Below are 14,793 nucleotides of genomic sequence, written 5' to 3'. Positions count from 1 at the left end.
GGCCGTCGCCGGCCGGCCAACGGCGCTCTCCCGCCCGCGGGCCGCTCCGTCCGAGCGCCGCCGCCCGCCCCGCGCCCTCGCCCCGCCCGTGCCGGTCCGCGCGCTGGCCACGGCCGCCGGCGCGGCACCGACGGCGGCCCACGTCGCGGACCGGGCACGGCGTACCGGCTCGAACGGATCATGATCAACACCGGACGGCCGCGCCGACCCCGCCATCACGCATCGGTTGACGTCACTGTTACGAGCGATAACCTCCCCGAGACTCCGGCCCCGTCGCCGTGAGCCCGCAGGACGAGCCCTCGTGGCACCTTCCGCGCCGTTCCGCTCCACATTGGAGGTTGCAGATGCAGTACTCCCGCTATCGGTCACGTCTGGCGATCGTCGCGGCGGCCGGCCTGACGGCGGCCGGGCTGTCCGGCGTCATCACCGCACAGCCCGCACAGGCCGCGACCGGGTGCCGCGTGGACTACACGGTGTCCAGCTCCTGGCAGGGCGGCTTCGGCGCGAACGTGACCATCACCAACCTCGGTGACCCGGTCACGAACTGGCGACTGACCTGGTCGTTCACGGCCGGGCAGACCATCACGCAGCTCTGGAACGGCACGGTGACCCAGTCCGGCGCGAACGTCACCGTCACCAACGCCTCCTACAACGGCACCATCGCCACCGGCGCCGGTACCACCTTCGGGTTCAACGGCTCGTGGACCGGCACCAACCCCAGCCCGACCAGCTTCGCCCTCAACGGCACCCCCTGCACCGGCGGCGTCAACCCGTCCACGAGCGCCTCCAGCCCCTCGCCGTCGCACAGCCCCAGCAGCTCCCCCTCGGGCGGGGACTGCTCGCTGCCGTCGACATACCGCTGGACGTCGACGGGCCCGCTGGCCACCCCCAAGGCGGGCTGGGTCGGGCTCAAGGACTTCACCAGCGTCGTCTACAACGGCAGGCATCTCGTCTACGGGTCGACGACCGACACGAACGGGTCGTACGGCTCGATGAACTTCGGCACCTTCACCAACTGGTCGGACATGGGCTCGGCCGCCCAGAACGGGATGTCCTCGTCCGCCGTCGCGCCGGAGCTGATCTACTTCGCGCCGAAGAACATCTGGGTGCTGGCCGGCCAGTGGGGCGCGACGCCCTTCTTCTACAAGACCTCGAGCGATCCCACCAACGCGAACGGATGGTCGCCGAACCAGCCGCTGTTCTCCGGGAGCATTCCCGGGTCCGCCCCGCTCGACCAGACACTCATCGGTGACGGCACGAACATGTACCTGTTCTTCGCCGGGGACAACGGCAGCATCTACCGGGCCAGCATGCCCATCGGGAACTTCCCGGGCAGCTTCGGCTCGACCTACACCACGGTCATGACCGACACGACGGCCAACCTGTTCGAAGCGGTCGAGGTGTACAAGGTGCAGGGCCGCAACCAGTACCTGATGCTCGTCGAGGCGATGGGCGCGCACGGCCGCTACTTCCGCTCGTTCACGGCCACCAGCCTGAGCGGCGCGTGGACCCCGCAGGCCGCGACCGAGAGCAATCCCTTCGCCGGCAAGGCCAACAGCGGCGCCGCCTGGACCAATGACATCAGCCACGGCGACCTGGTGCGCAGCAACCCCGACCAGACGAAGACCATCGACCCCTGCAACCTGCAGCTGCTCTACCAGGGGCGGGACCCCGGCTCCGACGGCACCAGCTACAACCTGCTGCCCTGGCGGCCGGCAGTGCTGACCCTGCAGCGCTGACCGCGTGACGCATATGCGGCCCGAGGGTTCCCCGCGGCCGCGAGGAACGGGGTACGCCGCTCGGAAAGGCGGGCTCGGTGCGATGCCGGGCCCGCCTCACATCGGTTACCCCGCAACAGATCGCGGCGTAACCCGTTGCATGCGGTCAGGCCCCGATGCCGACACGGTAGCGTTCGGCCGCGCCGTCAGCGATACGCGCGCCGATCCCGGGCTCCTCGCTGCCCCAGACGCGGCCGTCGGTGACCACGGGCGGGTTGACGAGGAAGCCTTCCCAGCCGAGCCCGCCGTAGGCGTCGAACTCGATGAGCGGTGCGTTGTCGCAGCTGAGGATGACCTGCAGGCCGGCGTGGATGCCGATGCCGGTCCCCGACGAGCAGCCGATGTGCGGCACGCACCGCAGGTTCCAGGCGCTGGCCATGTCCGCGATCCGCTTGAGCTCGGAGATGCCGCCCACGCTGGCGGCGTCCGGCTGGATGATGTCGAACGGCAGGTTCGCCATGAGATCGATGTACTCGTACCGGGTCAGCAGCGACTCGCCGCCCGCGAGCGGGATGTCGATCCGGTCCGCGAGCCATGAATGGCCCGACACGTACTGCGACAGGCTACGCGACATGATGGGCTCTTCCAGCCAGGCCACGTGGAGGTTGTGCAGCTCCTTGGCGAGGGCCAGGGCGCCCCTGCGCTCGTAGGCCATGTTGGCGTCGACCATCAGGTCCACGTCCGTGCCGACCGCGGATCGCACCGCCTCGACGAGCTGGATCGCCCGGGACAGGTCACCGTCCACGCGCAGCTTGATCGCCGTGTAGCCGGCCGCCACCGCCTCCCGGGCCTCGGCGACGGCCTGGTCGACAGGCTTCAACGACGGCGCGAAGTAGGCTCGCACCGAGTGCTGCGACGTGCCGAGCAGCCGGTGGACCGGCTGCCCGGTGATCTTCCCGAGCAAATCCCAGAGGGCGATGTCGATGCCGCTCAGCGCGTACGTCTCGACGCCCCGGCGGCCCCACATGTGCGTCGCTCGCATCATGTCGTGCCACAGCGCGCCGATGTCCCGGGGGTCGCGGCCGGTGATCATCGGACCGAGCTGCCCGTTGATCAGCGGGCCCACGGTCGGGAAGTACTCGGCCGAGAAGCCGGCCTCGCCGATCCCCACCAGCCCATCGCTGGTGCTCACCTCGACGATGATGCCGCCCTTGGTCGTCACCGCCATCGCACCCCAGCGCAGCTCCTCCTCGAGGGGCAGCCCGACGGGATATGCCCGTACGCCCGCGATCTTCATGTTCGACTCACCGTTCGCCTAGTTGCTGATTGCTGGACGTTGAGGTGAGCCGGCGGCTGGAACACCGCCGACCCCCCCTTCGGGCCTGATCCGTCGACTCAGGCGCCATACTTCTTCGGGGCCGCGAGGCCCCACTCGGTGTACGCCAGGTGCCAGTCCACATTGGACTTGTCGACCACCTGGGTGGGGTTGTTGATGAACTGGGTCACCGCCTGGCCGAGCACGGCCGAGACGAAAATCGCCTCGATGAGGTTCTGCCCCTGGTCGATGCCGCCGATGTCCACGGTGGCGGTCAGCTTGCCGGCCACGATCTGCTTGTAGCCGGAGACGAGGCCGTCGGCGCCGACGGTCAGGATCCCGCTGGCGCCGTCCCAGTGCTTGAGCCCGGCGGTGTCGATCGCCTGGGACGCGCCCAGGGCCATCTCCTCGTTCTCGCCGTAGACGGCGTTGACGTTACGGTTCTTGGTGAGCAGGTCCTGCGCCGCGGCGAAGCCCTTGTCGCGCACGTATCCGCCGTCGGCCTCCCCGACCACTTTGATCCCCGGGTACTCGGCGAGGGCCTTGTCGAAGCCGATCTTGCGACCGCGGGTCCAGTCCGAGCCCGACGGGCCCCAGATCTGCAGGATGTTGCCCTGGCCTTTGAGCTTCTCCGCGATGTACTTGCCGGCGAGGTAGCCCGACTGCCACCTGTTGTCGTAGCCGACGTTGGTGACGGTCTGCAGCTGGTCCTCGGGGTAGAGCTCGGCGGGCTGGTTGAACTGGTAGATCTTGACGCCCTTCGCCGAGGCGTCGCGGTAGAGACCTTGCACCGTCGCGAAGTTGGCGCCGGTGCACACGGCGATGGCGTCGAACTTGCGCGAGACCCACGACTGGACGATGCCGAGGGTGCCCTGCACCGCGTTGAAGTCGCCGACCGGCGCCTGGCGCTCCCAGATCCAGCGGCAGCCGAACCGCTGCTCGTACTCGTGCATCCTGCGCCAGGCGGCGTGCTCGATCTGGGTGAAGTTCTCCGAGAGGACCGGCGGGGTGAAGCCGACCTTGATCTCCCGGCCGTTGACGATCTTCTTGATAGCCTCGTCGAACGACTCGCTGGTCGTTCCGCCCCCACCGCCGGCGCCCGATGCGCCGCCGTTGGGCGAGCAGCCGGCGAGCAGAGCCCCGCCCACGCCTGCTCCGCTCAGCAACCCGGCGGTCCGCAGCAGGCCCCGGCGCGATAACCCTTCGAAGTTGGCCATGTCGATCTCCTCTGACTGTGTGGGGTGTACGGGGTGTTGCAGGGGTGTCTGTGGTCCGCGCTGCGCGTCAGCGGCGGGGTGCACCGACCGAACGGGCGATGCCGCTCCACGCCTGGTTCGCCAGAATCGCGAGGATGAGTACCAGGCCGGTGACCACGGCCTGCCAGCTCGACTCGACGCCGGTCAGGTTGATGATGTTGCGGGTCAGCGTCAGGGTGAGCGCGCCGACGAGGGCGCCGATCACCCGCCCCTTGCCGCCGGCAAGCGAAGCGCCGCCGATCACGGCCGCCGCGATGGCACTGATCTCGTAGCCGTTGCCGATCAGGGGCGGCACGGTGGTGGTACGGCCGGCGATGTGGATGCCGGCCACCGCGGCCATGAGCCCGCTGATGACGTACGCCGCGATCTTGATGCGGTCGACCCGGATGCCGGCGTGCATGGCACCGGTGGGTGAGCTGCCGACCGCGTAGAACTTCACGCCGAGGGCGGTGCGGCGGAGGAAGACCGAGACCGCCACGCCGACCATGAGCACCAGCAGCATCGGCACGGTGATCGGGCCGAGGATCCGGCGCAGCCCGCCGACGTAGTAGTAGGGCTCGGTCATGTAGCCGAGGATCGGCACACCGGCGGTCCAGTACAGCAGGAACCCGCCTGCCAGGCCGAGCATGGCGAGGGTCACGATGAAGTCCGGGATGCCCAGCTTCGTGATCAGCAGCCCGTTGATCAGCCCGATGCCCGCACCGACGCCCAACGCGGCGAGGAAGGCCACCGCCAGGGGCAGCCCGTTGTTGAGGCAACTGGCCGCCACACCCGCGCTGAGGCCCATCACCGAGCCCACCGACAGATCCAGACCGCCGGCGACGAGCACCACGGTCATACCGATGGCCAGGAAGCTCACGGTGATCATCGCGTTGACGATGTTGGTCAGGTTGCCGGCGGTGGCGAACGTCGGTTCGGCGAACGACATCACGGCCACCGCGACGACCAGGAGCGCGAGGATGCCGAACGAGGGATCCCGCAGGACCCGGATGCGGAAGGCGGACACCCGCTCAGTCCCGATGGTGGTCATCGTCCCTCACTTGTCGCCGGCCGCAGTTCTCCGGACGGTGGTTGCACGGGCTCGGGGGTTCGCAACGTCAGCGCGAAGCGGCGGACACCGCGGTCCACGATCACGCCGACGAGGATGCAGACGCCCGTGATGATGGAGAAGATGAGCGGGTCGACGCCCATGAGCCGGAAACCCTGCTTGAGGGTGACCAGCAGCAGCGCGCCGAGGCCGGCCTGCCAGATGCCACCCCGGCCGCCCGCGAGGCTCACGCCGCCGAGCACCGCTGCGGCGACCGCGACGAGTTCGTACCCGCTGGCCATGCCGGGCTGGACGGAGTTGAGCCGGGAGGCCAGGAGCACGCCGCCGAATCCGGCCAGGGCGCCCGACACCAGGTAGGCGTAGAGCTTGACCCGCCCGACGTCGATGCCGGCGACCAACGCCGGGGCACTGCCCATGCCGGTCGCGCGGATCTTGCGGCCGAACGGGGTTTTGACCAGCACGAGGTGCAGCACCGCGATGACAACCACCGCCAGCACCATGGCACTGGTGAGGCCGCCCATGGAGGTACCGGCGACGGCGAGGTACTTCGAGTCCGGCGTCCCGACGAGCTGGACGTGGTCGGTGAGTACCACGAGCAGGCCGGCCGCCACGTTCAGCGTTCCCAGCGTCACGATGAAGTCGTTGAGCCGGAACTTGACGATCACCAGGCCGTTGACGAGCCCGAAGGCCAGGCCCGTCCCGACGCCGACGAGCACCGCCACCACCGAGCTGAACCCGTGCATCGATGCCCACAGCGAGGTGCCCGCGCTCAGGCCCAGGACGGCGCCGACCGAGAGATCGATCCCGCCGGCGATGACGACCAGGGCGAGACCGGCCGTGATGATGAAGATCGGTACTTCTTCGTTGAGGTAGTACTTGATGGAGTCACCGTCGGCGAACGACGGTACGGCCAGGGCGAAGCCGGCGGTGACCACGATGAGGGCCAGCAGGATGGGAACGCCGTCGATCCCGAGGATTCGAGCGGCGCCCGAGCGAAATGTTGTCATCGGTCAGCTCTCGATGCTTTGTCGATGATGGCGTTCTTGACGGCGTCGTAGCCCTCTGTCGCCACTCGGTCGGGGATGTCACGGATCTCGCCGACGAGCGCCCCGCGGTTCAGGACGACCACCCGGTCACAGAGGCTGATGAGCTCGGAGAACTCTGAGGCGATGACGATCACCGAGGTCCCCTCTTCCGCGACCTCCCGGATGAGGCGGTGCACCTCGGCCTTGGCGTGGATGTCGATGCCCTGCGTCGGCTCGTCGAAAATGAGGATGGACGGTCTGGTGTTCAGGCAACGCGCGATGATCGCCTTCTGTTGATTGCCGCCGCTGAGGTTGCGGATCATCTCCGTGCCGCCCGGGGTCTTGATGCCGAGGCTGCGGATGTACCCGTCGGCGAGCGTCCGCTCGCGCCGCCCGCGCAGCACGCCGGCGGCCGTGACGGAGCCGAGCTCAGCGATGGAGATGTTCTCGGCGACGGAGAACTCCGGAAGGATGCCCAGCTGTTTACGGTCCTCCGGCACCATGGCGAGGCCCGCCTTGTAGGCCACCTTCGGATGGCGGATCCGGCGGACCCGCCCGTCGATCTCGATCTGGCCGGACGACAGCTTGTCCAGGCCCATCAGGGACCGCACCAGCTCGGTGCGCCCGGCGCCGGCCAATCCCCCGATGCCCAGGATCTCCCCGCGCCGCACCTCGAAGGAGATGTCGCGGAGCACCCCGTGGCGGGTCAGGTTCCGCGCCCGCAGCCGCGGCGGCGCGTCGTCGCCGTCGGCCCGGCTCCTCGGCGCGGGAACGGTGTCGGCGGCCTCCATGAGTTCCATGGCGTCGCCGCCGAACATCTGCGCGGCCAGCTCGCGCTTCGTGAGCCGCGCCGTCTCCGTGCGCGCGATGGTGCGCCCGTCGCGCATCACGGTGGCCACGTCCGCCAGCCCGAAAATCTCGTCGAGGTGGTGGGTGACCCAGATCAGCGCGACACCGCGCCGCTGCAGGCTGCGCATGTGCTCGAAGAGCAGCGTCTTCTCGTGCTCCTCCAGGCCCGATGTGGGCTCGTCGAGGATCAGGATCTTCGGCGGTACGGCCAGAGCCTTGACGATCTCGATGGCGCGCTTCTTGAGCGCGCCGAACTCACCGACCGGACGCCACAGCTCGGATCGGCTGATCCCGAACTCGCCGGCCAGATCCTGAATCTGTCGCGCGATCCGGCGGCGGTTGACGAACATCGAGCGCTTGCCGGTCAGCGCCTCCTCCCGCCCGAGGAAGATGTTCTCGAGGACGGTCAGGTCCGGCACCGTGGAGAGCTCCTGGTGGATGGTGCTGATCCCCAGCGCCTGGGCTTGCCGGGGGTGTCCGATCGACACCTCCTCGCCGGCCAGTTCGATGCGGCCGGAGTCCGGCGTGACGGTGCCGGACAGCACGTTCAGCAACGTCGACTTGCCCGCGCCGTTGCCGCCGAGCAGGGCATGGATCTCGCCGCTGCGCACCGACAGGCTCACCCCGTCGAGGGCCTGCACCCCCTGGAAACGCTTTCGGATGTCCGTCATACGCAGGTGCGGCACCTCGACGGGTTGCTGCGCCTCGGCCGGCAGTGGGGACGGCGCCTTCATACCTGTTCCTCTCCGCGAACCACTGGTCTTGTGATCGGGTGGTCGGACCAATATCCTGAGCGCTCGACCGCAAAGTCAAGAGGTTCCCGCGGTTTCTTCGTCCGGCTCGGCGCCGGCACCACCCGGCCCATCCATGCAGAAAGGGGGCGTACAGGGTGCAGAAAATCATGGGCGAGGCCTCCACGGTCGTCGCGGACTACCTGCGCGGACTGGCTGCCGCCAACCCCGACGTCGTCGAGTTCGACCAGCAACGCCGCATCGTCGTACGGCGGGCCGCGGCCCGGCCCGGCAAGGTGGGACTCATCTCGGGTGGCGGGTCCGGCTGCGAACCGCTGCACGCGGGCTACGTCGGGCTGGGCATGCTCGACGCCGCCTGCCCCGGTGAGGTGTTCACCTCCCCCGTGCCGAACCAGATCATGGCGGCCACCGAGAGCGCCGACCACGGCGCGGGCGTGCTGTACATCATCAAGAACTTCGGCGGCGAGGTCATGAACTTCGGGCTCGCCGCCGAGATCCTGCGCCGCAAGGGCATCCGGATCGAGAAGGTCTTGGTCAACGACGACGCGTCCTTCCCGCCGGCGCTCGAGGGCAGACGCCGCGGACTGGGCGCCACGGTGCTGGTCGAGAAGATTGCCGGCGCCGCGGCCGAGGAGGGGCGTTCGCTCGACGAGGTCGCCGCCATTGCCCGCCGGGTCGTCGGGCACAGCCGGACGTTCGGCGTCGCGTTGAGCTCCTGCACGCATCCGAAGACCGGGCGGCGCACGTTCGAGCTGCCCGACGGGGAGTACGAGGTTGGTGTCGGCATCGGCGGCGACCGCGGCCAGGAACGCCGGCCGCTCCCGCCGGTCGACGAGATCGCGGACGTCCTGCTGGAGAAGGTCTCCGCCGAGCTGGGCCTCCAGGCGGGCAACCGCGTCCTGGTCCTGCTCAGCGGCCTCGGCTCCACCCCCTCCATCGAGCTGCACGGGCTGTTCGCCGCGGTCCGGGACCGCCTGCTGAAGCTCGGCGCCGACCCGATCCGCAGCCTGGTGGGCAACTACATCACGTCGCTCGACTCACACGGTGCGCTGCTGACCGTGCTCAAGCTCGATGACGACATGCTCGAACTGTGGGACCGGCCCGTACACACTCCGTCGCTGCGCTGGGGAGTCTGACATGACCGCGGAACTGTCGCAGGACACCGCGAAGGCCTGGCTGGAGCGCTTCTGCGCCGAGGTCATCGCCGCGGAGTCGCACCTCAACGACCTCGACTCGGCCACCGGCGACGGCGAGCACGGCTCGAACCTCGGCCAGGGTGCCGCCGCGGTGCAGGCCCTCCTGCGCAACGCGACGTTCACCGACGTCCAGGAGCAGTTGTCGGCCGTCGCCATGGCCTTGGTGAACTCCGTCGGCGGCGCCAGCGGCGCGCTCTACGGCACGTTCTTCCTCCGGCTGAGCGATGTGGGCGAGGGCCGGACCGCCCTGGACCTCGAGCGCCTCCGCGCAGGCCTGGGTTCCGCCCTGGACGGCATCCGCGAGCTCGGCGGCTCGGCCCCCGGCGACAAAACGCTGGTCGACGCGATACACCCGGCCGTCACCGCGCTGCAGTCCCTCGACACCCGCTCCTGCGGCCTCGTGGAAGCGCTCGGGCGCGCCGCCGCGGCGGCCGAGGAGGGTCGCGACGCCACCGCCGACATGGTGGCCAGGATGGGCCGGGGAAGCTACGTCGGCGACCGCAGCCGCGGCCACGTCGATGCCGGCGCGACCTCGATGGCGCTGCTGTTCCGGTGCCTGCACGCAAGCGCCGAGGCGGCAGCCGCATGAAGTCGTCCGTCACCTCACTGCACCTCCTCGACGGCGGTCTGCTGGAGGTGGAGTCGAGTTTCGTCGTGCCGGGCTCCGACTTCGGCCGCCGCGTCGCGGTACCGATCCAGATGTTCCTCGTCGGCACCAGCGCGGGGTACGTCCTGGTCGATACCGGCAACGACCCCGGCGTGATCACCGACCCGGTCGGGACCTGGGGAGCCGCGCTGGCGACGGCCGCCCGCCCCCTCATGGAACCGCACCACCACCCGGCCGAGCAGCTCCGGCTGCTCGGCCTCGCGCCGCGTGACGTCAAGGCCGTGGTCTACACACACCTCCACCACGACCACGCCGGCGGCGGGCGGATCTTTCCCGACGCCGTCCACGTCGTGCAGCGCGCCGAGCACCGGTGGGCGCTCAGCCCCGACGGGCACGCCGGCAAGGCGTACGTGCCGGCGGACTTCACGACGACGAGGTGGACCCTCGCGGACGGGGACTGGCACATGCTCCCCGGCATCCAGCTGGTGATGACACCGGGCCATACCCCCGGGCATCAGTCAGTGGTGCTCTGGGACGTCCCGGACCTGGGCAATGTCGTCCTCGCCGGCGACGCGATCAACACCGCCGCGTGCATCGAGAAGGATCTCCCGCCGGGCATCACCACCGACAGCGTGACGGCCGTGCAGTCCATGCATCGGCTCACCGCGCTGGCGGCCGCGACGGACGCCCTCCTCGTCACCGGCCACGACCTGGCCCTGTTCGAGGCGCTGCCGAAGGCGCCCGAGCCGCTGCGGAAGGTGGGCCACCGGCCTGCGCGGCACCACGCACCGATGCTGGACCTCGCCGCCGGGGCCTGACCCACAGCAGCGTGCCCGCCCCGCGGCAATGGCGCTGCGGGGCGGGCACATCGGCGTTTGTACGGGCTCAGCGCCGGTCGCCGGCCTGCTCCAAGTGCTCGGCGATGTCCCGCTCGACGTCGCGGATGTGGTTGAGCGCCGCGACCCTGGCGTCGCGCAGCCGGTGGCCGATGATGGCCTGGCACAGCTGGACGTGACCCTCGTGCGCGTGCGCACGGCGCCCCGGCAGTTGGATCACTCGGTGCGAGTACTTGAAGAAGAGCGGCTCGATGCTCTCCATGAGCCGCAGCAGCAGCGTGTTCTTCGTCGCCCGGACGATCGCGCGGTGCAGCTCGGCGTCGAGCTTGACGAACGCGTCGTCGCTCAGCTGCGGATCGGCGGCCTCGGCCAGAATCCGCTCGAGCTCGGCACCTTCCTGCGCGGTGATGCGCCGGGCGGCGAGGCTCGCGGCGTCCGGCTCGAGCGACAACCGCACCTCGAACAGCTCCGGGACGGTGAAGTCGTCGAACACCAGCAGCTCGGACAGCGTCGGCCGGGCCTTCTTGTCGCTGATGACAAAGACGCCCCGGCCGTGGTCGGTCCGCAGCAGACCGGCGGCCTCGACCACCCGGATCGCCTCACGCATCGAGCTGCGCCCGACGCCGAACCGCTCCGCGAGGACACGCTCCGGCGGCAGCTTCTCGCCGGGCTTGTAGTCGCCGCGGGTGATCAGCTGCTCGAGCTGGGCAGCAACCGAATCGGCGACTTTCAGCCGGCGAACCGGTTCAATGCCACCGGTGCTGGTGCCGGTCATCACGTGACCCCCTTCATTGAGCGGACTTACTGTCGCACCCGAAATGGAGCAAGTCTCTTCGGCAATGGTCAGGTGGCCTGAACACAACCCTACCATCGTCGCGATAGACGCTTACTTTTGCCGTTGGACGGCGCGGCTGGCAAGTGACAACGGCACGACGCCGGCTCCCGGCGAAGACTCGTGTCATTCGCCGGGAGCCCGGGTCACGCCGCGCCGGAGCCGGCCCGGATCCCGCTCCGGGTCACCCTCCGGCAGGCCGGAATGGATTCTCCCGCAGGTACGGAACGAGGTCGTCCCAGGTGTACTCGCCCTCCATGAAGTACGGGCTCGTGTCGTAGGTACCGTCCATCGTGTCCTTCAGCGACTTCGGGCCCGGGAAGCCGATGACCTTCCAGCCGATCTGGTCCTTGTTCCCGCCGTAGACCGGATCGCAGTAGAAGCCCTGCTTGGTGTGCAGGCAGAGCGCCGGGAAGAACGTCATACCCTCGTCGAAGGTGCCCTGCAGGAAGGTCGTCACCGCCTCCGTCGTGCCCAGGGTGACCTTGGCTGGTTTCGGCGCGCCGGAGTAGATCTCCAGCACGCTGTCCTGCTGCTGCTCGGTCAGGCCCTTGAAGTCGGCGTTGTAGTTCGTCCGGGCCACCGCGTCCAGGTCACGAATGCCCTGCCGGTACGTCTGCTGCATGTCCCACATCCGGGCCCGCCACGCCTCGGCGAACTTGCCGGTCAGTCTGAGGAACCCGCTGCCGTCGGCCGCGGCGAAGACGTAGTCGATGCCGGACAGGTACCGGTCGATGAACACCACCACCCGCGCCTCACGGGCGCCGGGGTCGTGGTCGGTCGGGATGATGCGGGCCGTGGCGGCCTCGATCGTCTCCCACTCGTGCTCGGTGAAGAACAGCCGCTCGTTCGAGTCGGGGTCGACCGGCGAACCGGCGATCTCCCAGTCGGCCTTGAGGGTCACAATGCCCTCCTTCCTTGGTGAAACACGGTTGGCTAGTTGACCTTGACGTGCTCTTCGCGGCCCTTGGCATAGGTCGAGACGATGTAGTCGCACGCGCGCCAGGCGTTGGCCATCATCGTCAGCGTCGGGTTGACGCCGGTCGACGTCGGGAAGCCCGAGCCGTCCACGACGAAGAGATTGTCGATGTCGTGGGTCTGGCACCACTCGTTGAGCACCGACTTGGCCGGGTCGTTGCCCATCCGGGCCGTGCCGTGCTGGTGGCAGGTGTTGCCGGTCATCCGGTCGAGGTAGACCGGGACCGTCTTGCGGGCGCCGGCGACCTCGAGGATCTCGGCGTTCTTGTCCACCTGCCATTTGCTCATGCGTACGTCGTTGTCGTGCGGCTGGTGGGTGATCCGGGCGACGGGCAGGCCCCAGGCGTCCTTGACGGTCGGGTCCAGGTCGACGCGGTTGGACTCGCGCGGCATGTCGTGCAGGATCGCGCCGATCTTCATCGCGTAGTTGAAGTAGTCGCGATCGGCGTCCTTGAGGGCGCTGCCCCAGCTCGGCCGGCCCGGGAAGACCCAGTTGACCGGGTGGACCGTCTGCGAGGCCGAGATCAGGCAACCGCCGATGTGGCCGCGGGACGCATCGGTCTCGTAGAACTCGAACGTTCCGCCGCTGATGTAGTTGCCGGCCCAGCCATACAGCGGGTCGTCAACCTCCTTGTCGAACAGGCCCACGGCGAACACGTACTCGTGGAACGTGGCGTTCTTGCCCACCAGGCCACTGGAGTTGGCGAGACCATCGGGGTGCTGCGCGGACTTCGACATCAGCATCAGCCGCGCCGACTCGATGGCGCCGAGGCTCAGCACGACCACCTTCGCGTCCTGCTCGACCTCGTGACCGTCCGGGTCGATGTAGACGACACCGGTGGCCCGGCCGTCCTTGCCGACCTTGATCTCCCGCACGAAACACTCGGAGCGCAGCTCGAAGTTGCCGGTCGCCACCGCCTCCGGGATGAAGGTCGTCAGCGTGTTCGACCGGGCGCCGCTCGGGTCGCCGTACTGGTTCCAGAAGCTGGTCTTGTTGAACGGATCCCGGCCCTTGTGCCGGTTCGTGACCATGGCGTGCGGGATCGGAAACGCGTTGATCCCCATCTTCTTGGCCGCGTCGTAGAACCGCTTGCCGAACCGGGTCGGGCGCAGCGGCGCGCTCGGGTACGGCTTGCTGCGAAACGGCTCGTACTTGTCCGCGCCGGCCACGCCGGAGACGCCGAACTCCCACTCCACCTTGGTCAGGTAGGGCTCGAGGTGCTCGTAGCGGATCGGCCAGTCGGCGAGGCTCGCGCCCTCCAGGTCGCCGTGCAGCGTGCGCTGGATGAAGTCCGACTCACGCGGCCGCGGCACCCAGCCGGCCCAGTGGTTGGTGCCGCCGCCGACGAGCTGCGGGGTCGGCGAGAACGGGAACACCTCCGCGACCGAGTTCTCGTCGTGGCGCAGCGTCCTGGGAAACAACTTCGGATCCGGCCAGAGATAGTTGCGGTTGACGTACTTGACTTCGTCGCCGGAGTAGTGCTCGTGAGCACGCAGCCACGGCCCACGGTCGAAGCCGACGACCTTCATACCGGCTTCGGCGAGCACCTTGACGGCGGTGCCACCGGTCGCGCCGAGTCCCACGACGATCGCGTCGACCGGCTCCGGCTTGGGGGTGTATGTCATTTTCCCTATCCCCTTGTTGGATGGGCCATGAAGAGGTCAGAAGCCCGGGCGCGTCGGCGTTGCCGGGCGTGTTCTCTGGCGGCGATGTCGGCGTGCCGACGCGTGACGCGCTCGGCGCACCGCACGGCGACGGACTGCGGCGTGCTCGTGGCCCAACCGCCGCCGCACGCGCTAGGCGCGCTCGAGGTACTGGACGATCGCCCGGCCGAACTGGGGCAGGTCGACCGGCGTGCGGGAGGTGATGACGTTGCCGTCCTCGACGACCGGCTCGTCGACCCACGTCCCGCCGGCGTTCTCCACGTCGATGCGGATCGGGAGGTAACCGGTGATCCTGCGGCCCTTCGTCGCGCCGGCCGAGGCGAGCATCCAGCCGCCGTGGCAGATGGCGGCAACGAGCTTGCCCGACTCGTAGGCGTCGCGGACCAGGTCCACCATCTCCGGGTGCAGGCGCATGTTGTCGGGAGCAAAGCCCCCAGGGATGACCACCGCGTCGAACTCTTCGGCGGACACGTCCTGCGCGGCCGCGTCGGCCTGCATCGGGTAGTGCTCCTTGCTGTCGTACACGTTCTTGGTACCGCTGCCGATGACGCGAACGTCGGCGCCGGCTTCCTGCAGGCGCAGCAAGGGGTACCAGCCCTCGAGGATCTGGTACTCGTCTTCGATCAGCAGGGCCACGCGCTTGCCTGAGAGCGACATTTCACGTCCTTCTGTCGTACTGATGGATTGTCCGGTGGTGCTGGATGCGGCATGGCCGG

At 69.0% G+C, this 14,793-nt stretch carries 13 protein-coding genes; 4 read left to right on the top strand and 9 right to left on the bottom strand.

Features of this window, described 5'->3' with window-relative positions; translation table 11 throughout:
• The first annotated feature begins 344 nt into the window (after positions 1-344).
• Positions 345-1,739 (top strand): non-reducing end alpha-L-arabinofuranosidase family hydrolase, encoded by a 1,395-nt coding sequence (locus ACQP1P_RS15865; protein ID WP_433087429.1) that lies wholly within the window; start codon positions 345-347, stop codon positions 1,737-1,739.
• Between the two features lie 145 nt (positions 1,740-1,884).
• Here ACQP1P_RS15865 and ACQP1P_RS15860 read toward each other — a convergent pair whose 3' ends face one another.
• The 5 genes from ACQP1P_RS15860 to ACQP1P_RS15840 form a co-directional block, all read right to left on the bottom strand.
• Positions 1,885-3,015, bottom strand: coding sequence for a mandelate racemase/muconate lactonizing enzyme family protein (locus ACQP1P_RS15860; RefSeq protein WP_433087428.1), 1,131 nt, complete (start codon positions 3,013-3,015; stop codon positions 1,885-1,887).
• Between the two features lie 98 nt (positions 3,016-3,113).
• Positions 3,114-4,250: a sugar ABC transporter substrate-binding protein gene (locus tag ACQP1P_RS15855; protein ID WP_433087427.1), complete on the bottom strand. Its 1,137-nt coding sequence runs from the start codon at positions 4,248-4,250 to the stop codon at positions 3,114-3,116.
• Between the two features lie 67 nt (positions 4,251-4,317).
• Positions 4,318-5,319, bottom strand: coding sequence for an ABC transporter permease (locus ACQP1P_RS15850; protein ID WP_433087426.1), 1,002 nt, complete (start codon positions 5,317-5,319; stop codon positions 4,318-4,320).
• Positions 5,316-6,344 (bottom strand): ABC transporter permease, encoded by a 1,029-nt coding sequence (locus ACQP1P_RS15845; protein WP_433087425.1) that lies wholly within the window; start codon positions 6,342-6,344, stop codon positions 5,316-5,318. Before ACQP1P_RS15845 ends, ACQP1P_RS15850 begins: the two co-directional genes overlap by 4 nt.
• Complete coding sequence (locus ACQP1P_RS15840) at positions 6,341-7,945, bottom strand: sugar ABC transporter ATP-binding protein (RefSeq protein WP_433087424.1); 1,605 nt, start codon at positions 7,943-7,945, stop codon at positions 6,341-6,343. Before ACQP1P_RS15840 ends, ACQP1P_RS15845 begins: the two co-directional genes overlap by 4 nt.
• Before the next feature lie 167 nt (positions 7,946-8,112).
• Here ACQP1P_RS15840 and ACQP1P_RS15835 point away from each other — a divergent pair, with 167 nt between their 5' ends.
• From ACQP1P_RS15835 to ACQP1P_RS15825, 3 genes are read left to right on the top strand one after another with little or no spacing between them, the layout of a single operon-like run.
• A complete protein-coding gene (locus ACQP1P_RS15835) occupies positions 8,113-9,099 on the top strand; it encodes a dihydroxyacetone kinase subunit DhaK (protein ID WP_433087423.1) in 987 nt (328 codons plus the stop codon).
• Between the two features lies 1 nt (position 9,100).
• Entirely contained in the window at positions 9,101-9,748 is a 648-nt protein-coding gene (gene dhaL, locus ACQP1P_RS15830) for a dihydroxyacetone kinase subunit DhaL (RefSeq protein ID WP_433087422.1), read from the top strand.
• A complete protein-coding gene (locus ACQP1P_RS15825; protein ID WP_433087421.1) occupies positions 9,745-10,584 on the top strand; it encodes an N-acyl homoserine lactonase family protein in 840 nt (279 codons plus the stop codon). Before dhaL ends, ACQP1P_RS15825 begins: the two co-directional genes overlap by 4 nt.
• Positions 10,585-10,651: 67 nt before the next feature.
• On the opposite strand, the gene ACQP1P_RS15820 is transcribed toward ACQP1P_RS15825, so the two are convergent.
• The 4 genes from ACQP1P_RS15820 to ACQP1P_RS15805 form a co-directional block, all read right to left on the bottom strand.
• A complete protein-coding gene (locus tag ACQP1P_RS15820; protein WP_433087420.1) occupies positions 10,652-11,464 on the bottom strand; it encodes a FadR/GntR family transcriptional regulator in 813 nt (270 codons plus the stop codon).
• A gap of 154 nt (positions 11,465-11,618) precedes the next feature.
• Positions 11,619-12,338 (bottom strand): gluconate 2-dehydrogenase subunit 3 family protein, encoded by a 720-nt coding sequence (locus ACQP1P_RS15815; protein WP_433087419.1) that lies wholly within the window; start codon positions 12,336-12,338, stop codon positions 11,619-11,621.
• 32 nt (positions 12,339-12,370) lie between these two features.
• Positions 12,371-14,038 carry a GMC family oxidoreductase gene (locus ACQP1P_RS15810; protein WP_433087418.1) on the bottom strand — a complete coding sequence of 556 codons (1,668 nt, stop codon included), beginning with the start codon at positions 14,036-14,038 and terminating at the stop codon, positions 12,371-12,373.
• A gap of 171 nt (positions 14,039-14,209) precedes the next feature.
• The gene (locus ACQP1P_RS15805) at positions 14,210-14,734 is read right to left on the bottom strand and encodes a type 1 glutamine amidotransferase domain-containing protein (RefSeq protein ID WP_433087417.1); all 525 of its coding nucleotides are present in this window, start codon (positions 14,732-14,734) and stop codon (positions 14,210-14,212) included.
• Positions 14,735-14,793 lie beyond the last annotated feature (59 nt).

Origin of the sequence: Dactylosporangium sp. CA-052675, from assembly GCF_050947935.1 — a bacterium.
Taxonomy (GTDB): domain Bacteria; phylum Actinomycetota; class Actinomycetes; order Mycobacteriales; family Micromonosporaceae; genus Dactylosporangium.
The sequence above is the reverse complement of the archived record's forward strand: the minus strand, read 5'-3'. Positions and strand labels throughout refer to the sequence as shown.